This window comes from Fibrobacter sp., assembly GCF_045131395.1.
In the GTDB taxonomy this organism is placed as follows: Bacteria; Fibrobacterota; Fibrobacteria; order Fibrobacterales; family Fibrobacteraceae; genus Fibrobacter.
Window position 1 is genome coordinate 143,386 of record NZ_JBGUQY010000002.1, and the last position, 17,530, is coordinate 160,915.

Here is a 17,530-nt window from a genome sequence, read left to right on the forward strand (position 1 = left end):
CGTATATATAAGAGGAGCACTTTGTGCTGCCAGGAGTTTATATGCGCTGGATAGAAAATGTTGGCCGCTTTGTTTTCGGGGCGGAATGCCTTGGTTGCGGAAAACCTTCTAGGAATCTGGATCCGTGGCTTTGTCCGGAATGTGTTTCTGAATTGGATCGGGAATCCACCGTGGATTTATCTCCGGGACCGGACGTCTATAGTTTGTTTCCGATGCGGCCCTTGACCCGGAAATTGGTACATGCGCTAAAGTACAAAGGCGTTTCGGGCATGGCGACTTACCTGGTCAAGCATTCATCCTCGGTTCGATATGGGGTAGTTCGTGAGGATCTTTCGATGCTTCCGAAGCCGCTATATTTTGTTCCGGTACCGCTTCATAGGGCGAGGTTCAGGGAACGGGGCTACAATCAGGCCGAAAAGATTGCGGCTGCCCTTGCGGTTGTTTTCGGGGGTAAGGTGTGTCGCTGGCTTAGACGTCGGACTTTTGTGGTTTCGCAGACCAAGCTGTCGAAGGAAGCCCGCGAGCGCAATGTGGCGTATGCCTTTGAATGTACTTTGAAAGAACCCCCGGTGTCCGGGACGGTTGTGGTGGTAGACGATGTCTTTACCACGGGGGCGACCACATCGGCATGTCTTGCCGCCTTTGGGCGTGGATTTCCGCTCCCGGTCAAGGTTTGTACCCTGCTTTACGACGAACCTGCCTCTGCGGCCGCTGATTTTGCTGCGGACAACCAGATGGAATGGGACTTGTCGTAGATCAGAACCAAAAAAGACCCCTGCGGGGGTCTTTCTCTAGCGGAGGAAGAGGGACTCGAACCCCCAAGCCTTACGGCGGCGGTTTTCAAGACCGCTGACTTACCAATTAGCCTATTCCTCCAGGGCTATCCAAGGATAGAAAAATTAGTCCTTTTCTGTCAAGCAGAGTTGTAAATAAAATGAAGTTTATCTAATTTTTACATAGTATGACAGGACTTGACGAGAAAGAGGTAGTCGAATCCCAGAGGATCCTGGAGCTGCTGTTTGCGTACATGCCGAAGATTGCGGCAGAACGCAAGATGGACAGCTTGTTGGTTCTGATGGCTGATTTGGGCCGCTCCATTGTGATGGCGGACCGTTGCTCCCTGTGGCTTGTCGATGAAGATAGCGGCGAATTGTGGACCAAGGTGGCCCACGGCGTAAGCGAACTGCGTATTCCCTACAATGCAGGCTTTGTGGGTTATACCGTAAGGACTGGCGAGCCGCTCCTGATCAAAGATGCTTACCAAGACCCGAGGTTCGACCGTAGGAGCGACGAAAAGACGCACTACCGTACAACCTCCGTGTTGACCGTTCCGCTGATGAATTCGGCGGGCGGCGTGATGGGTGTGTACCAGGCCATAAACAAGCAGGGCGAAAACGAGCTGGGCGAAGCCGGCGTGTTCTCGATCCAGGACTTGGAACGCCTGAGCCTTACTGCAGTTTATTCGGCAAAGACGGTTGAATCTGCCATGCTGAATATGGAACTTGAGGCTACCCAGCGCGAAATTATTCACATTTTGGGCGAAGTTTCCGAATACCGTAGCCAGGAAACCGGAGACCACATTCAGCGTGTGGCCGAGATTTCGTATATGCTGGCCAAGTTCCTGAAACTCCCGGAAAACGAAGTGGAGCGCATTCGCCTTGCTACTCCGATGCATGACCTGGGCAAGGTGGGTATTCCCGATGCCATTCTCAATAAGCCTGGTCGCTTTACCGATGACGAATATGCCATTATGAAGACGCATTCCGAAATCGGCTACAACATGCTCCACAACTCCAAGCGCAAGCTTCTCCGCTTTGCGGCGGATATTGCCCGTTCCCACCACGAACGCTGGGATGGCCGCGGCTATCCCAAGGGCCTTACGGGCGAAGAAATCCCGTTGGCAGGCCGTATTTGCTCTGTCGCTGACGTGCTGGACGCCCTTTCTAACCCGCGCTGCTACAAGCAGCCCTGGCCCGAAGAAAAGGTCAAGGATGAATTCCTGAAGCAGCGCGGCGGACAGTTCCAACCGGAACTTGTGGATGTCCTTATGGAACATTGGGACGAAATTTACAGCCTATACCGCCATTAATCGGCGCTGTTCCCCCTGCATCCCTGTAATTCTGCTGAAATTTGGTAAAAAAATTAAAAAAGACCTCGATTTCTCGAGGTCTTTTTAGTGGCACCGGTCAGAATTGAACTGACGACACGCGGATTTTCAGTCCGCTGCTCTACCAACTGAGCTACAGCGCCGACTTGGTAGGCCAAATATAGAACACTTTGTGATGTCTGTCAAGGGTAAATAGAATATTACCGATATTTTTCCCTTTTTTAAGAATAATCTTCTAAATTTAGTATCCGGGTGTAGAAGATTAGGACTCTGGAAATCGGGAGTTTCCGGCAAATATTTTTTATAGGTGGCAGCGTGTACGTATTCAGAAAAATGAATAGCCTCGCTTTGATGGGCGGACTGAGTTTGGTTTTTGCGGGAATTATAGCCTGCTCTTCCGATGATAATACGACTTCGTCGCAAAATGGCGAAGATTTACCAATCAGGATTGACTCTACCGTTACCATCGATTCTAGCGGGAATAGGGTTGTCACGTACGATACTATTCATCCGACGGTGGATTCGATCGTTCAGATTGACCCTGTTACCGGTAAGACGGTTACCATTTATGATACGGTGTATATCCCTGCCGACACTACCGTTCGCTGGGTTGGCAATTCTTCGCTGATTATTACTGAAATCGCTCCGGTAAACCTGGACTGGCTCGACGAAAATGGAGACGATCCGGGTTGGGTTGAAATTTACAATGCCGGCGATGAAGAAGCTAGCCTCCAGGGTTATTCGCTTGTCGAAAATATGGACAAACCCCGCAAGTGGATTTTTGGTGATGAAACCATCAAGCCCAAGTCGTTCCGCGTGGTGTTCTGTGACAAGGGAAACCGTTCTGTAGTGGAAAGTGGCGATGAGGGTGATTTCCATAAGCGTCCTCATACCAACTGGAAGCTGGAAAAGAGCGGTGGTTCGATTTACCTGATTGACCGCTACTATTCTATCCGCGACTCGGTTCACTACCCTGAAATTACTTCGGGCTTGAGCTACGGCATTGTCGATGGCGGTGTTTGGAAGTTCTTTGAAAAGGCAACGCCTGAAAAGAAGAATACTGAATCGACGGCATACGACGGAATGGCCCCGAAGTTTAGCTTTAACGGCAAGTCCGGCGGTTTTTATACCGAACCGATCACCTTGAATGTTCCCACGGGTCTTCCGGAAGGAATGAAGGTCCGCTGTACGCAAGACGGATCCCTTCCGACTGAAAATTCCCAGGAATTTAATGAACCTATCAAGATCGAAAAGAATATGGTCTTGCGTTGTGCCGCTTACCAGAAGGGACTCCTCACGAAGGAAGTGGTGACCAACACGTACTTTATCGAAGAAGATGAAATAAAAATGCCGGTGGTGGCATTGAGCGTGGATCCGATTTTCTTCGATAAACATTATGTTAAAAAGAGCTCTTGCGGTGATTCTGATCCTGCCACCTGCCCGCCGGGATTGATGGAAGATATCGAATATCCTGTGCATGTGGAATACTTTGCCGATGGAAGCAAGTCCAAGGAAAAGGCTTTTGAAATCGATGCAGGCATTTCCTTGATGGGTGGTTGGAGCCGCGTCAACGATAAAAAGTCTGTTGCCATTGCCATGCATGAAGAATACCAGGCAGGCAAGATTGAGTATCCGTTGTTTGAAACGCGTAAGGGCGTAAATGACAAGTACAAGGCTTTTAACCTGCGTAACAACGGTAACCGCTTTGTAAGTGACTATATCGAAGATGCCATGGGTGGCGCTCTCTTGGAAGGCTCGGGTGTAGATTACCAGCGTAGCCGCCAGGTGGTGGTGTTCTATAACGGCAAGTATTACGGCATTCACGATATGCGTGAACGTTACAATCGTGCCTATGTGGAAACCAACTACGGTATCAACAGCAACACTGTGCATATGGTTAAGCATTTGGGTGCCATTGATAAGATTACGGCCAGCGGCGATGATGAACAAGCCGTTACGGAATATAAGAATATGCTTAATTTTGTTGGTGGCAACGACATGTCTTCGGCTGAAAATTATGCGGCTGCAAAGACGCTGTTGGATGTCGGTAATTTTGCCGATTACATGGCTGCCGAAATCTATTACCACAATGGTGACTGGCCGAACAATAACGTACGTGCCTGGTCTGCTCCGGGACAGCCCTGGAAGTTCTTGGTCTATGACTTGGATCACGGTTTCGGCTGGAAATGGGGTGTGTCTGACCCGAATGGTGATAAGTTTAATGATGGAACAAATATGTTCACCTGGATTAAGCAAGGCGGTGGTAACAAGCCGTGTAAGGATGTCGGCTGCTTTGCGAATCTTTATATCAAGTTGATGGAAAATGCTGATTTCAAGCGCATGTTTATCAATCGTAGCTGCGTGATGTTGAATAGCTATTTGAATTCCAAGAATGTGTCTACAATTGTAGACCAGATGGTTGCTACGATTCCTGAAGAAGAAAAGAAAAGAGATGTCGAAAAGTTCAAACAAGATGAAATGTATTATCCGGACGGATTTGACTGGAAGGGAACTCATTTGAAATCTTGGGCTTCGGAACGCGACGCTAAGGTCATTTCTGAATACAAGAGCGAATTCAAGTTGGAAGATATGGTGAACGTGACGATTACTGCAGATGGTGCAGGATCCGTCTTGATGGAAGGCATGAATCTGCCTAGCTCTAGCTACAAGGGAAAATTCTTTAAGGGAATGCAGATGGTATTGTCTGCTGTGCCCAATGCTGGAAGCGTTCTGGGTAGTTGGTCGGGTTGTACCCCTGTTGACGGGACTGACATGTGCGTTGCTAGCCTTGAGGGCGACATGACCATTTCCGCATCCTTCAAGTAGTAATAAAAATAACATCTTTTCGGAGCCTATTTCCTTTGGGAAATAGGCTCTTTTTGATGGTTAGGGAAAGACTATCGTACATTGGACTCTGTGGATGTTTCAAAAAATTTTCTAAATTGGGCGCCATGATAAGCCCAGTGCGCAAGATGTTCGACGAAATTGCCAACCGCTATGATTTTCTGAATCATACGCTGAGCTGCTTTCAGGACATTCTTTGGCGCCGTAGCTGTTGCCGCGAAATAAAGAAGCAGAATCCTGGCAAGCGTTTGCTGGATTTGTGCGGGGGCACGGGTGACTTTGCTGTAACTTATGAAAAATTCAACGGCAAGCCCGATGTGGCCGTGTTGGGTGATTTTTCTTATGGGATGCTGAAGGGTGCTGCCGGCAAGGATACGGTGGCTGTCCCTGTGCAGCTGGATGCCATGAAGATGCCCTTTGGGGATGCATCTTTTGACGTCATCTTGAATGGTTTCGGAATGCGCAATTTGCCTGATGCAGAAGGCGGCTTGCGTGAATCGGCACGGGTGCTTGCCGCCGGCGGTTATTTGCAGGTGCTGGAATTCTTCTCGCCTCGGGGGGCTTTTAACAAGTTCTTTTACAAGAGGCTTGCACCGTTGTTTATTCCGGTACTGGGGGCGTTTTTTAGCAAGCGCGAAGCTTACGAGTATTTGGTTAATTCTGTATTGCGTTTTTTGCCGGTGGCAGATTTTGTGGCGTTGGCAGAAAGAAACGGATTTGAACTGGTGCATGTGAAGCCCTGTTTTTTCGGGGTTGCATTCCGCGTTTTGCTTAGGAGGCGAACATGAGTCGATATATTTTGGGGGTGACCGGTGCAAGTGGCGCCATTTATGCCACGCGTACTGCGATGCACTTGAAACGCCTGGGACACCACGTGACAGCCTTGGTGACGCCACCGGGTAGAGGCGTGGTTGCCTACGAGGGCCAAGAAGATTTGTTCAAGTATGTGGATGAATTGCCCGACGTGAAGAATTTCTTTGCCGAGTGTGCCAGTGGTTCTGCCGATTATTCGGGAATGGTGGTGGTGCCTTGTTCCATGGGTACCCTTGGCCGTATCGTGGCCGGCACTTCGGACAACTTGCTGATTCGAACGGCCGATGTCTGCCTCAAGGAACGCCGCCCCCTGGTTGTGGTGCCCCGTGAAATGCCTTACAACTTGATTCACTTGGGCAATATGACTAGCTTGACCCGTATGGGCGGAATCGTGATTCCGGCGGCACCCCATTTTTATGACCGTCCGAAGACCATTGAGGAACTGGTCGATACGGTGGTTGCAAGAATCCTGGTGCACTTGGGTGCGCTTACGGGAGCCGACAACATTGTCAAGCCGTGGAAAGGGATTCGTATTCCTGCCCCAAGGCCCAAGTCCCGGTCGAAAGGGAAAAAGAAGTAATTGATTTTTGTCTGCTTCTAACGTTCACGGTTGCTCGATTATGCTGAAAAAGATCCTGGAATTCGGACACATGGTGCGCTTCAGTCATTCGCTTTTTGCGATGCCTTTTGCGATCGGTTCCATGTGGGTTGCGGCAAACGGGTTCCGCGGCATGGGTGCCGCGGAGGCGGTGAAGATGATTGCGTTGATTGTGGGCTGTATGGTCACCGCCCGCAACAGCGCCATGAGCTTTAACCGCATTGCCGACGCCGATATCGATGCCAAGAATCCCCGTACCGCGAAGCGTCACCTGCCGGCGGGCCGCCTGAGCAAGGCGTCGGTGGTCGCATTTCTCGTAGTGAATGGAATCCTGTTTGTGGCCTTTGCGGCGCTGTTGCAACCCCTTGCCGGGTTGCTGGCTTTGCCGGTGTGGCTCCTGTTGCTTTCTTACTCGTACTGGAAACGTTTTAGCTGGCTTTGCCACTGGTTCCTAGGCTTTGCCATTGGCATGAGCCCGTTGGGCGCCTGGATTGCTATTCGCGGCGAGTTCGCCGTGTTCCCGATTTTCTTGCTGGTGATTCTGATGCTCTGGATGGGTGGCTTTGATATTATTTACGCGACCCAGGATGAAGAAATTGACCGTGCCATGGGACTCCATTCGGTGCCGGCCCGCTTTGGCCGCAAGCGCGCCTTGCAAATCGCCTTCTGGAGCCATATTGCGATGCTCGTACTTTGTGTGGCGTTCGGCGTGTTCTGGAGCATGGGTGCGCCCTGGTGGGTTGTGACGGGGCTTATGGCTGCTGCAGTGCTCTACATTCATCTGTTCAGAAAATCCGATGACCTGGATGCCATGAACCGCGACTTTTTCTTGGCCAACGTCGCCATTAGCGTGCTTGTGATGGCGGGACTCATCGTTTGGATTTGCCTGGGAGGTAACGTCGATGCCCTTTACTAACAAGCCTTTTGGCACTGAAGAAAAAATCAAGATGTTCGAACGTATGGGGGCTACTGCCGCCGTGATTGCGCTCGTATTGATTATGCTTATTGAATCGGGCTATGCAGGCGATTACAAGAATCTCGCCGATATGGGTCTTACGGCCATGATCGTGGTGCTTGCTGTCGCCTTGACGGGCAGCCTGTATTTTAAAACCAGAAGAAAGTAGTTTCGCGCGATTAAATTTCTAGGTCGGCACTGTAGACTGTTTCTACGGTGCCGTCGTCGCATTTAAAGAGAAGGCTTCCGTCGTCTTGCATGTCGAGGATTACGCCTGCTTTTTTGAGGGCGCCTTCGCCGCTGTCGCGGTTCTGGTCGGTGCAGTGGTTGTTTACCACGATGGTGCCGCGGGCGCCAATGAACTGGTCCATACGCTTCCAGGCGGTGACCCACGGGCGAATGCCGAAGGCACGGAATTGACCTAGGGCCCGTTCCAGGTTGCCGATAAGCATTTGCAACAGCTTTTCACGATTGATATTTTGACTGCAAATATCCTTGAGCGTGGTGACGGCGCGGCCCAGGTGGGCATAGTCCAGCGGGCTACTGTTCACGTTGATTCCTACCCCCATGCTGATAGCGGGAGTTCCCTTGACATAGGTCATCTCGGCCAGGATGCCGCAGAACTTGTGCTTGCCGCACAGGATATCGTTGGGCCACTTGACGGAGACCTTCCCGAGACTCTTGTTGCCTAGGCCTTTGGCGTTGGCGTCGTCTTGTAGGCTCTTGAAGATTTCGGCGAAGGTAAGGGCAGCCACTTGTGTAATTTGAGGGGCGGATGCAAGGGGGATTCCGTTGAGGGGAATCAGAATGTTGAAGTAAAGGTTTTGCCCGGCAGGGGAGTCCCAGGTGCGTTCGTGGCGGCCTCGGCCTGCAGTTTGCCTGTCGGCGACAATAAGGGTGCCGGGCGTAATTTCGCCTGCTGCGGCAAGCGATTTCATTAAGCTATGAGTGCTTTGAGTTTCTAGGAGAAGTTGCGCGGGCGAATTGCCGAATCCGCAAAGTTGCCAGTCGACAAAATTTCGTTCGGGAGAAAACATGCCTACTGGTCTTTCTGTTCGTCTTCCAGCATCTTGAGGGCTTCTTCGGGGAAGATGGCGAAGTACTGCTTCTTCTTGTCTTCGAAGAGCTGCAACAGACGTTCCTGTTCGAACTGTTCGCGGTCGATATTCTGCATAAAGAATTCGTCGCGGGCGAAGTCGCGGGTGGTCATCTGCTTCTTGATGTCTTCGGAAAGGTCTACCTCGTCCCATAGGATGTAGTAAGAGCCTACCATACCGTCGGCAAAAATGTCCACGTTCAGGGTGACAGCGTTATTCTTGGTAGAATCTACCAACTGTACCTTGGTGTCGCGCTTTTCGGGGCGGAACACTTCGACATCGCTTACGGGCTTGTCCAGGTTCTCGTCTTGAGCCCAGACTCCAGAGGCAAGACTAAAAAGCAAACACACGGCTATAAGGGTTGCCGTGTTCATGATTTGGAAAGTCTGGCGCGCTACTTTATTGAACATACCTATAATATACAATGTAAAAATAAAAAAAGGAAGGTGTGTGCAAAAAAGCGTGATAAAAATGGGCCTAAAACGGGGATTTTCCCTATTTTTGCCTAAACAACGCCGTAGCGTTTCCACTTGCCGCCGCGCCAACGGATGTAGTTGACGATGGAACGGTAGAATTCGTCTGCTGCCATGCCCAGCCAGATGCCAACTAGGCCGAGTTCTAGGCCGAAAGCCAGCAAGAGGGCGGTGCCCAGGCCGCAGGTCCACATCATGGCGGAACCCACGATGGCGGGGAACTTGGAATCCCCGGAGGCGCGAAGTGCCGATGTAATGACCATGTTGGCAGCCTTGAAGGGTTGCAGGATTACGTCGCACCAAAGGCAGAGCCTGCCGAGACGGAGAACCTCGGGGTCGTTTGTATAAAGGGTGAGTAATTCGGTGCCAAACAGGGCGACTATAATGGCCACGATAAGGCCGCTGGCGCTACCGGCGATAAGGCTCTGGTGAAGTCTGCGGTTGGCCTTGTCGAAGTCGTGGGCGCCTACCAGGTGGGCCACCAGAATCTGGTTGCCGCTACTTAGGCCCACGCTCAAGATTACGGCCAGCATGGCAAAGTTCGCGCTGAAGATGCGGGCGGTCATGGCGATAATGCCCAGGTGTACCACGATGGCGGTCAGAACTACTTGGAAAATCTGGAAACTGACGGGCTCTACGGCGGCGGGGAATCCGATGCGGATCCAGTCCGGCAGAATCACGCGGGAACGCTTGAAGTCCGTACGGCGAATCTTGTGGTGAACCTTGACGCGCAAGATGACGAACAGGATGCTTGCCGCAATGAGCCAAGAAAGCATGGTGGCAAGCGCCACGCCCTTCACGCCCATCTGCGGAAAACCGAGATAGCCGTTCAGGAAGATGACGTTCATGATGGCGTTGGAAATAATCGTGATGATGTTTCCGAGCAGGTTCCAGACCGTAAGGCCGTGGGTGGCAATCAGCGAGGTAAGGGTAGATTGCAGGGCGCGGAATGCAAATCCTATGGAAACGATATGCAAGAAGTCCCGGGCGTGGAGGGCGGCTTCGCCGGAAAGCCCCATCCAGCTCACAATCTGGTTGTTCAGGGGGATCATGACCAGTGTGATGGCGATACCGAGCAAGAGGCTACCCAACAACACCATAGTCTGGGTGGTGCTCGCTTGCCTGGGGCGTTCTGCTCCAATGAATTGGGAGGCGATGCTCGCCCCTGCCTGGGCGAAGGCGTTGATTGCCATAAAGAGTGCGCCCAGGACGGGCATTAATGCCCCCACGCCCGCTGCCGCCGATTCGGAGGTACGCGACAAAAACCAGCTGTCCATCATGGGCTGGCAGGTGGCGATGCCGAAGGTAATAAACAGCGGCCACGAAAGGCTTAATAAGGAGCGGTCCTTGACTTGCACTTGCATACAGCGCCAATTTTAGAAATGATAGGTTTAAAAAGCTAGAGTGCTCTAAATTTTTCTGTATACAGACGTGAGCGGATTTTGCTCGGCTCGGTCATGTCAAAACAATTTATTGTTTTGACGTCTACGACGTCAGTGGCTACGGCTCGCAAATGCAAAAACAAGTTTTTGCGCTTTCTCGCCTTGCGCACTTTTGCCGCGACGCTCGCCTTTTTCTAAATTTGTGCCGTAAAAATTAAAAGGACACATTATGCCTACTATGACTTCTGCGCAGGTGCGCGAATCTTTCATCAAGTTCTTTGAATCCAAGGACCACCTCTTTGTGCGTTCTTCGCCGGTGGTTCCCCATGACGACCCGACGCTCATGTTCACGAACGCGGGCATGAACCAGTTCAAGGCTATCTTCCTGGGCGACAATCCGAAGGGTTGGAAGCGCGCATGCAACAGCCAGAAGTGCCTTCGCGTGTCCGGTAAGCACAACGACCTCGATGTGGTCGGCCGCGACAACTACCACCACACCTTCTTCGAAATGCTCGGTAACTGGAGCTTTGGCGACTACTACAAGAAAGAAGCTATCTCCTGGGCATGGGAATTGCTGACCGAAGTTTGGAAGCTCCCGAAGGAACGCCTGTTCGCTACCGTCTATCAGGATGACGACGAAGCCTGGCAGATTTGGAAAGATGTGTCCGGTCTTCCGGATGACCGCATCATGCGCTTCGATGCTCACTCCAACTTCTGGGAAATGGGCGACACCGGTCCTTGCGGCCCCTGCTCCGAAATCCATTACGACCGCGGCGACCTGGCTACCCAGGCCGAAACCTTCAAGGACCCGATCAAGGGCGTGAACGGCGAAAACGACCGCTACATTGAAATTTGGAATAACGTGTTCATGCAGTACGAACGCGTGAGCGACGGCTCCCTGATTCCGCTGAAGGCCAAGAACGTCGATACCGGTATGGGCTTCGAACGTATCTGCGCTATTCTTCAGGGCAAGACCAGCAACTACGACACCGACGTGTTCACCCCGATTATCGCAAAGATTGCTGAACTCTCCGGCGTTCCGTACAACGATGGCGAAGCCGGCACCCCGCACCGCGTGATTGCCGACCACATCCGCGCTATTTCTTTCGCTATTGCCGACGGCGCTCTCCCGAGCAACGAAGGCCGTGGCTACGTGCTCCGCCGCATTTTGCGCCGCGCTAGCCGCTTTGCCCGCCTCCTCGGCCAGAAGAAGCCGTTCATTTGCCAGCTCGTGCAGGTGCTTGCCGATACGATGGGCGATGCCTTCCCGGAAATTCGCGAACGCAAGGAATTCGTTGCCTCCGTCATCAAGAGCGAAGAAGAAAGCTTTATCCGCACGCTGGACGCCGGCCTCGAACGCTTTGCCGCTATCTCTGCTGAACTCAAGAAGGGCGACAAGATCCCGGGCGACAAGGTGTTCCTCCTCTATGATACTTATGGATTCCCGCCGGACCTCACTGGCATTCTCGCCGAAGAAAAGGGCCTCCTCATTGATGAAGAAGGCTACGAGAAGTGCATGGAAGAACAGAAGGCCCGCGCCCGCGCCAACATGAAGCAGGGCATTAACACCATGGGTACCGAAGGCTGGACGCAGTACAGCGAAGCTAGCACCAAGTTCGTGGGTTATGAACTCTCCGCTTGCGAAACGAAGGTTGTCCGCTGGCGTGAAGACAAGGGCGTGCTCAGCATCGTGCTTGAAACCTCTCCGTTCTACGCTGAAATGGGTGGCCAGGTCGGCGATAAGGGTACGCTGGTTTCTGGCGACCTCGAAATTGACGTGTTTGACACCGTGAAGGTGAACGATACCGCTCTTTGCCGCGGTAAGGTGAAGAAGGGTACAGCCGACGAAAAGACGATGGAAGCCGTGTTCATGGCCACCGTCGATAACGATCGTCGTAACGACATTCGCAAGAACCACTCCGCCACTCACTTGCTGCAGGCCGCTCTCCGTCAGGTGCTGGGCACTCACGTGCAGCAGCAGGGTAGCTTCGTTTCTAACGAACTCCTCCGCTTCGACTTTAGCCACTTCAACGCCATGACCGCTGAAGAAATCCAGAAGGTTGAAGACATCGTGAACGCCAAGGTCATGGAATGCTTGCCGGTCAACACCCAGGTGATGGGCGTGGACGAAGCTAAGGCAAGCGGTGCTATGGCTCTGTTCGGCGAAAAGTATGGCGACGAAGTCCGCGTGGTCAAGATGGGCTGCGCAAACGAAGAATTCTCCAAGGAACTCTGCGGTGGCTTGCATGTGCAGAACACCGGTAATATCGGCCTCGTGAAGATTGTTTCTGAATCTAGCGTGAGCGCTGGTGTGCGTCGTATCGAAGCGGTCTCTGGCCGTGGCGCATTGATGCTGCTCCGCGCTGGCACTCAGATTCTCACTGCTCTCCGCGAACAGCTCCGCTGCAAGGATGCCGAAGTTCTCGATCGTATTCAGCAGTCCTTCGCCAAGACTCAGAACCTCGAAAAGAGCCTGCAGTCCGTGAAGCTGGAACTCGCAACGCTTGCCGCTGCCGAACTCTTGAACGGCGGCATTAACGTGGCTGGCGTGAACCTCTATGTTCGCGAACTCGCTTTGCCGGATGAAAAGTACAAGAACTTGCTCGACGGCGTTCAGAACAAACTCGACGTGGATAGCGTTGCCGTGATTGCCAACAAGGGCGAAGGCAACGGAAGCATCGCCGTGTTGGTTGGCAAGAACGTTCAGGCCAAGGGCATCAAGGCCGGTGACATTGTCAAGGACCTCGCTGCTGCTTGCGGTGGCCGCGGCGGTGGACGTCCGGACCGCGCTCAGGCCGGCACCAAGGAAGTCGACAAGATTGCCGGTGCTATCGCTAACGCCAACAACTGGATCCGTGCTAAGTTGGGTGCTTAATGCCATTCGTCACTCTCGACTTGATCGAGAATCTGAAAAAGGCTGCGGTAAAACGCAGCCTTTTCTGTGTGTTGTTAATGTCCCAAAAAATCTTTCTAAATTGAATTTTGTGAGCGTATTTTGTTAGGAGTCCTCATGGTCGATTTCTTAAACGCTGTTGACAGCGTCCTTTATTACCCTATTCTGATTATTGTTCTTGCTGCGGCGGGAGTCTATTTCAGCATTCGAACTCGGTTCGTGCAGATTCGACTTTTCGTGGAGGCGATTCGTTCGCTCATCGAAAAGCCGCACGAGGCTGGCGGGGTTTCTTCGTTGCAGGCGCTGCTTGTGTCTACGGCGTCGCGCGTGGGTACAGGAAACATCATCGGTGTCTCGACGGCGATTTGCCTAGGCGGCGCTGGGGCCGCATTCTGGATGTGGGTGCTTGCAATTATCGGTGCGTCGTCGGCATTTGTTGAAAGTACGCTGGCGCAGGTGTACAAGCGTCGCGATCATCGTACGAACGCCTGTTACGGTGGCCCGGCTTATTACATCGAAAGCGCGTTGCACAGCCGCGGTTTAGGTATCGTCTTTGCGGTGTTCCTAATTTCTACATATGCGTTTGGCTTTAACCTGCTTTGTTCTTTCAACTTGCAGTCGACTTTCGAAACGTACAGTTTCTATAATCCGTCGGTGACGCCGTGGATTATTGGCATTATCTTGGCTGTGCTCGTGGGCGTTTGCCTGTTCGGTGGCGGCAAGCGCATTGTCAAGACGACGGGCATTCTGGTGCCTGTCATGGGCCTTTTCTATGTGATTCTCGCGATTGTCATGTTGGTGGCACACATCAATTTGATTCCTTCGGTGATTGTTGCCATTATGCAAGATGCGTTTGATTTTCAGGCGATTGGTGGCGGCATTGCGGGGTCTTGCCTGATGTATGGTATCAAGCGCGGACTTTATTCCAACGAGGCGGGCGTGGGTTCTGCTCCGAATGCGGCTGCGGCGGCACATGTTTCGCACCCGGTAAAGCAGGGCCTTGCGCAGATGCTTTCGGTGTATATCGATACGCTTTTCCTTTGCACGGCCACGGCCTTGATTTGCCTTGTTTCTGGCGTGCCGGGGACTGCCGAAAATGCGGGCGCTATGTACGTGCAACAGGCGGTTTCTACGACGTTTGGCGTGACGGGTCCCGTGTTCATCACAGTCGCGATGACGTTGTTTGCGTTTACAACGCTACTTGGCAACCTCTACTACGTACACAACGCAATTGCGTACATTAACAAGAAAAAGATGCCTGGCAAGAAGCCGATGGTGGTCATTCACATTTTGTGCTGCCTGGTGGTGCTTTTTGGTGCGGTGACTCCGATGGATGCCTGCTGGGCACTCGCCGATATCACCATGGGCGGCATGGCGCTTATCAACCTGCCCGCATGCGTTATTCTAGGCAATGTCGCATTCAAGGCTCTCCGCGATTACGAATTCCAGCGCAAGCAGGGCCGCAATCCGGCCTTTATTGCAAGGCGTATCGGCATGGATCCCGATAAACTTGACTACTGGAAGCATAAAGAACGCGACGAAAGGGAATAGCCCGTTTCATAGCTTCAAAAAAGAAAGCCTCGACAAAAATCTGATGTGAACCCCGAAAGTTGTGTCCAATTTTCGGGGTTCACATCAAATCGCGGCCTTTTTTGTGTCCTTTGGGCCCATGGCTTTAAATAAAATGTATTATTAGATGCGAAGGCGTACGATGGAACCGCTTTTTAATCTACAAAGCATTTGTGTTACAAACGCAATCGGAATTGTTCTAATTGCGGTTATGATTGTTTGTAACTTGTGGCGCTTTCAGACCCGTAGTCGGGCCGACAAGAACTTGATGGCGATGATGTTCCTCGCCTTGACGAGTTGTATTGCGGATCCGTTTTCTTATACCATGAAGGGCCTGCCCGGAATGCTCCCCAAGGTTGCGGTCTATGCTACCAGTACATGGTTGTTTGCGGCAAATATGCTTGCGGTCTATTTCTGGGTTCGCTTTTTGTCGCTTTACTTGAATGGGGGAATGCGTCGGAGTTCCAGAATAGCGTTGAATGTGGTAGTGCTGGTAGGTCTCGTCCTGCTTGTGATTAATTTGTTTGTGCCTATCGTATTCTATATCGATGACAATAATCTTTATACCCGATCCTACCTGTATGCTTTTTACCTAGCGGTAGATTACATGCTGGTTATTAATAGCTTGGTGATTTATTTTAAGGCCAAGGCTAAAGGCGGAGTCCTTAAGTTCTTCCCTATTTGGGTCTATATCGTGCCGATTTTTATCGGGGGCATCGTCCAATCCTTGTTCTATGGCATTTCGGTGATTCCCACGAGTATCGCGGTTTCCATTGCGGGCGTGCTGGCCAGTCTCCAGAACGAGATGATTTATCATGACCAGCTGACGGGATTGTTCAACCGTTCCTACATGCATTACTTGCTGAAAAAGTATACCAAGCGTCCCAAGTTCAATATCACGGGTATCATGATTGACCTGAACGGCTTTAAGCATATCAACGATGAGTTTGGACATTCCGTGGGTGACGACGCCTTGGTGATTTCGGGACGCATACTCAAGTCTGCCGTAGGCGATGCAGGCTGTGTTATCCGCTATGCAGGTGATGAATTTATTGTTCTCCTGAATACGCAAGATGACGAAGTTGTGGAGAAGTGTATTGCCAAGATTAGAAGGCATTTCGAGAGGTTCAATATTGAAAAGAAGGAACCGTACGTTCTGTCGGTTTCTATCGGGGCTCACAAGTTCAATGTGAAAACGGAAAGCGAAGACGCCTTTATCAATGTTGTTGATTCCCGCATGTACGAAGACAAGAAAGCTTTTTATGCCACTCACGCGGGAATGGATCGCCGCAAACGATAAGAAAAAAGGCTGCGAAATAAATCGCAGCCCGTTCTATTAAATCAACTGTTTTACTTAATGGTAATTCTCTGCGTCAGGGTCTTGGAACCTTCGCGCACGCGGACCACGTAGAGTCCTTTAGAAATGCCTTGCAGTTCTACGGAGCCTTTTACGTCATGGGCGGTGAATACCGGGCGTCCTTGCATGTCAAATAGGTCAATCTTGGCTGCTGCTGCGACAAAGAGTGTGCGGCCAGCGAGTTGCATGGAAATTCCGTTGGATTTGACTACGGGTTTGATGGCCTCCGTATTGAACAGGGATGCCGGATAGGGGGATTTCACTTCGGAAGCCGGGTGAGCCTTGAGGCTAACCATAATGCTATCGTAGGCGGGCTTCGGCTTGTATTGCTTGTCGTAGAGGAGTCCTTGCGTTTTGCCCTGCTGACCGTCAAGCCAGCTGTGAGCATCGGTCAATCCCCAAATCACGAATTCGCCCATGTTCGGTTCTTCGAGGAACACGTCCATAAATTGACGGTAAATATGGCCTTGTTTCTCGTAGTCTGCGGCAGTGAGCTTGTCGGCATTTCCTTGCGGGAAACCGATATCGAGCTCGGTGATGTTCAATGTTACATCCAGTTCCGCGAGTGCCTTCGCGAGGGCGCGTACATTCTGCGGGGTGGTCTCGTGTGCGATTTCGATATGCGTCTGCGTGCCTACGCAGGTGATAGGAATGCCGTTTTCCTTCCAGCGCTTCACCTGTTCCACGACAAAGCTAGCCTTGGAACCTTCGCGAAGTCCCCATTCGAGGGAGTAGTCGTTATAGCAGAGTTCTGCATCGGGGTCGGCGGCATGTGCCCAGACGAATGCGGAATCCAGAAATTCAGGACCAATGCCTTCGTACCATACGGAGTTCGTGGAACGCCAGTCTGCATTGTAGTCGTCGTTCACGGCTTCGTTCACCACGTCCCATTCGGCGACCTTTCCCTTCCAGTGACCGACAACGCTGTCGATATGGTTCTTGAGAACCCTGAGAAGTTCTGTTTTGTTGCCGCCGTATTTCTGGCTTACCCATCCGGCAACCTGGCTGTGCCAAGCAAGAGCGTGACCGCGTATGCGTAAGCCATTGGCCTGGGCGTATTCGACCATCTTGTCGCCCTTGGTGTAGTTGAATTCGTTTTCGCTGGGCTCGGTGGCGTCGAACTTCATTTCATTTTCGGCCACCACCACATTGAACTGGGTCTTGTGAATTTCTTCGAATTCCGGTTCGATGGCATCGTTGAACCATTCGCTGTTCAGGATGGTGCCGATAAAGCGCCCCCGTTCTTTGGCCAGTTCTCTAATGGTTTCATCGTCGGCTACGGCGTTGGAAATTCCTACGCCTAAAATTGCTGCGCTAAATACAATGCGCGAAAAAGACAGAGTATGCTTCATATATGCCTCTATCATCCCATTACACCATTGCTAAAGATAATAAAAAGGACTAGGCGTTGATCCTAGTCCCTGTAGTTCGTGAGAACGAGG

The 17,530-nt window shown here is 51.7% G+C and carries 14 protein-coding genes and 2 tRNA genes; 10 read left to right on the forward strand and 6 right to left on the reverse strand.

Features of this window, described 5'->3' with window-relative positions; all coding sequences use genetic code 11:
• Positions 1–41 precede the first annotated feature (41 nt).
• Positions 42–755 (forward strand): ComF family protein, encoded by a 714-nt coding sequence (locus ACJMNB_RS00570; RefSeq protein ID WP_405337787.1) that lies wholly within the window; start codon positions 42–44, stop codon positions 753–755.
• A gap of 40 nt (positions 756–795) precedes the next feature.
• Here the strand turns inward: ACJMNB_RS00570 and ACJMNB_RS00575 are convergent.
• Positions 796–876: transfer RNA gene (locus ACJMNB_RS00575), tRNA-Ser, on the reverse strand.
• Positions 877–961: 85 nt separating this feature from the next.
• On the opposite strand from ACJMNB_RS00575, the gene ACJMNB_RS00580 reads away from it, so the two are divergent.
• The gene (locus tag ACJMNB_RS00580; protein WP_405337790.1) at positions 962–2,089 is read left to right on the forward strand and encodes an HD domain-containing phosphohydrolase; all 1,128 of its coding nucleotides are present in this window, start codon (positions 962–964) and stop codon (positions 2,087–2,089) included.
• 88 nt (positions 2,090–2,177) lie between these two features.
• Here the strand turns inward: ACJMNB_RS00580 and ACJMNB_RS00585 are convergent.
• Positions 2,178–2,250, reverse strand: a tRNA-Phe gene (locus tag ACJMNB_RS00585).
• 190 nt (positions 2,251–2,440) lie between these two features.
• Between ACJMNB_RS00585 and ACJMNB_RS00590 the strand changes: the two genes are divergently transcribed.
• From ACJMNB_RS00590 to ACJMNB_RS00610, 5 genes are all read left to right on the forward strand, one after another.
• Positions 2,441–4,933: a CotH kinase family protein gene (locus tag ACJMNB_RS00590; protein ID WP_405337793.1), complete on the forward strand. Its 2,493-nt coding sequence runs from the start codon at positions 2,441–2,443 to the stop codon at positions 4,931–4,933.
• 125 nt (positions 4,934–5,058) lie between these two features.
• Complete coding sequence (locus ACJMNB_RS00595; RefSeq protein WP_405337796.1) at positions 5,059–5,739, forward strand: ubiquinone/menaquinone biosynthesis methyltransferase; 681 nt, start codon at positions 5,059–5,061, stop codon at positions 5,737–5,739.
• Positions 5,736–6,344, forward strand: a complete 609-nt coding sequence (locus ACJMNB_RS00600; RefSeq protein WP_405337799.1) for a UbiX family flavin prenyltransferase — start codon at positions 5,736–5,738, stop codon at positions 6,342–6,344. Before ACJMNB_RS00595 ends, ACJMNB_RS00600 begins: the two co-directional genes overlap by 4 nt.
• A 7-nt stretch (positions 6,345–6,351) precedes the next feature.
• Entirely contained in the window at positions 6,352–7,278 is a 927-nt protein-coding gene (locus ACJMNB_RS00605; protein ID WP_405337802.1) for a 4-hydroxybenzoate octaprenyltransferase, read from the forward strand.
• Positions 7,265–7,486: a hypothetical protein gene (locus tag ACJMNB_RS00610; protein WP_405337805.1), complete on the forward strand. Its 222-nt coding sequence runs from the start codon at positions 7,265–7,267 to the stop codon at positions 7,484–7,486. The genes ACJMNB_RS00605 and ACJMNB_RS00610 overlap by 14 nt, the downstream gene beginning before the upstream one ends.
• 10 nt (positions 7,487–7,496) lie before the next feature.
• Here ACJMNB_RS00610 and ACJMNB_RS00615 read toward each other — a convergent pair whose 3' ends face one another.
• The 3 genes from ACJMNB_RS00615 to ACJMNB_RS00625 all read right to left on the reverse strand — a co-directional run bounded on the left by ACJMNB_RS00615 (position 7,497) and on the right by ACJMNB_RS00625 (position 10,251).
• A complete protein-coding gene (locus tag ACJMNB_RS00615; RefSeq protein ID WP_405337808.1) occupies positions 7,497–8,255 on the reverse strand; it encodes a biotin--[acetyl-CoA-carboxylase] ligase in 759 nt (252 codons plus the stop codon).
• A gap of 101 nt (positions 8,256–8,356) precedes the next feature.
• Positions 8,357–8,824, reverse strand: a complete 468-nt coding sequence (locus tag ACJMNB_RS00620; protein ID WP_405337811.1) for a hypothetical protein — start codon at positions 8,822–8,824, stop codon at positions 8,357–8,359.
• Between the two features lie 95 nt (positions 8,825–8,919).
• The gene (locus ACJMNB_RS00625) at positions 8,920–10,251 is read right to left on the reverse strand and encodes an MATE family efflux transporter (RefSeq protein WP_405337814.1); all 1,332 of its coding nucleotides are present in this window, start codon (positions 10,249–10,251) and stop codon (positions 8,920–8,922) included.
• Between the two features lie 247 nt (positions 10,252–10,498).
• Between ACJMNB_RS00625 and alaS the strand changes: the two genes are divergently transcribed.
• The 3 genes from alaS (at position 10,499) to ACJMNB_RS00640 (ending at position 16,031) form a co-directional block, all read left to right on the forward strand.
• The gene (gene alaS, locus ACJMNB_RS00630; protein WP_405337817.1) at positions 10,499–13,144 is read left to right on the forward strand and encodes an alanine--tRNA ligase; all 2,646 of its coding nucleotides are present in this window, start codon (positions 10,499–10,501) and stop codon (positions 13,142–13,144) included.
• Between the two features lie 135 nt (positions 13,145–13,279).
• The gene (locus ACJMNB_RS00635; protein WP_405337820.1) at positions 13,280–14,713 is read left to right on the forward strand and encodes an alanine/glycine:cation symporter family protein; all 1,434 of its coding nucleotides are present in this window, start codon (positions 13,280–13,282) and stop codon (positions 14,711–14,713) included.
• A gap of 229 nt (positions 14,714–14,942) precedes the next feature.
• The gene (locus ACJMNB_RS00640; RefSeq protein WP_405337823.1) at positions 14,943–16,031 is read left to right on the forward strand and encodes a GGDEF domain-containing protein; all 1,089 of its coding nucleotides are present in this window, start codon (positions 14,943–14,945) and stop codon (positions 16,029–16,031) included.
• Positions 16,032–16,081: 50 nt separating this feature from the next.
• Here the strand turns inward: ACJMNB_RS00640 and ACJMNB_RS00645 are convergent, their stop codons facing one another.
• On the reverse strand, positions 16,082–17,440 hold the full coding sequence (locus tag ACJMNB_RS00645; protein ID WP_405337826.1) for an endo-1,4-beta-xylanase: 1,359 nt from the start codon (positions 17,438–17,440) through the stop codon (positions 16,082–16,084).
• Positions 17,441–17,530: the final 90 nt, after the last annotated feature.

What these genes read in the sequence shown, in the direction of transcription:
- ACJMNB_RS00645 (WP_405337826.1), bottom strand. Translation starts at nt 17,440, where the DNA reads ATGAAGCATACTCTGTCTTTTTCGCGCATTGTATTTAGCGCAGCAATT.
- ACJMNB_RS00590 (WP_405337793.1), top strand. Translation starts at nt 2,441, where the DNA reads ATGAATAGCCTCGCTTTGATGGGCGGACTGAGTTTGGTTTTTGCGGGA.
- ACJMNB_RS00640 (WP_405337823.1), top strand. Translation starts at nt 14,943, where the DNA reads ATGATTGTTTGTAACTTGTGGCGCTTTCAGACCCGTAGTCGGGCCGAC.
- ACJMNB_RS00615 (WP_405337808.1), bottom strand. Translation starts at nt 8,255, where the DNA reads ATGAAATCGCTTGCCGCAGCAGGCGAAATTACGCCCGGCACCCTTATT.
- ACJMNB_RS00580 (WP_405337790.1), top strand. Translation starts at nt 962, where the DNA reads ATGACAGGACTTGACGAGAAAGAGGTAGTCGAATCCCAGAGGATCCTG.
- ACJMNB_RS00570 (WP_405337787.1), top strand. Translation starts at nt 42, where the DNA reads ATGCGCTGGATAGAAAATGTTGGCCGCTTTGTTTTCGGGGCGGAATGC.
- ACJMNB_RS00620 (WP_405337811.1), bottom strand. Translation starts at nt 8,824, where the DNA reads ATGTTCAATAAAGTAGCGCGCCAGACTTTCCAAATCATGAACACGGCA.
- ACJMNB_RS00595 (WP_405337796.1), top strand. Translation starts at nt 5,059, where the DNA reads ATGATAAGCCCAGTGCGCAAGATGTTCGACGAAATTGCCAACCGCTAT.
- alaS (WP_405337817.1), top strand. Translation starts at nt 10,499, where the DNA reads ATGCCTACTATGACTTCTGCGCAGGTGCGCGAATCTTTCATCAAGTTC.
- ACJMNB_RS00600 (WP_405337799.1), top strand. Translation starts at nt 5,736, where the DNA reads ATGAGTCGATATATTTTGGGGGTGACCGGTGCAAGTGGCGCCATTTAT.
- ACJMNB_RS00610 (WP_405337805.1), top strand. Translation starts at nt 7,265, where the DNA reads ATGCCCTTTACTAACAAGCCTTTTGGCACTGAAGAAAAAATCAAGATG.
- ACJMNB_RS00625 (WP_405337814.1), bottom strand. Translation starts at nt 10,251, where the DNA reads ATGCAAGTGCAAGTCAAGGACCGCTCCTTATTAAGCCTTTCGTGGCCG.
- ACJMNB_RS00635 (WP_405337820.1), top strand. Translation starts at nt 13,280, where the DNA reads ATGGTCGATTTCTTAAACGCTGTTGACAGCGTCCTTTATTACCCTATT.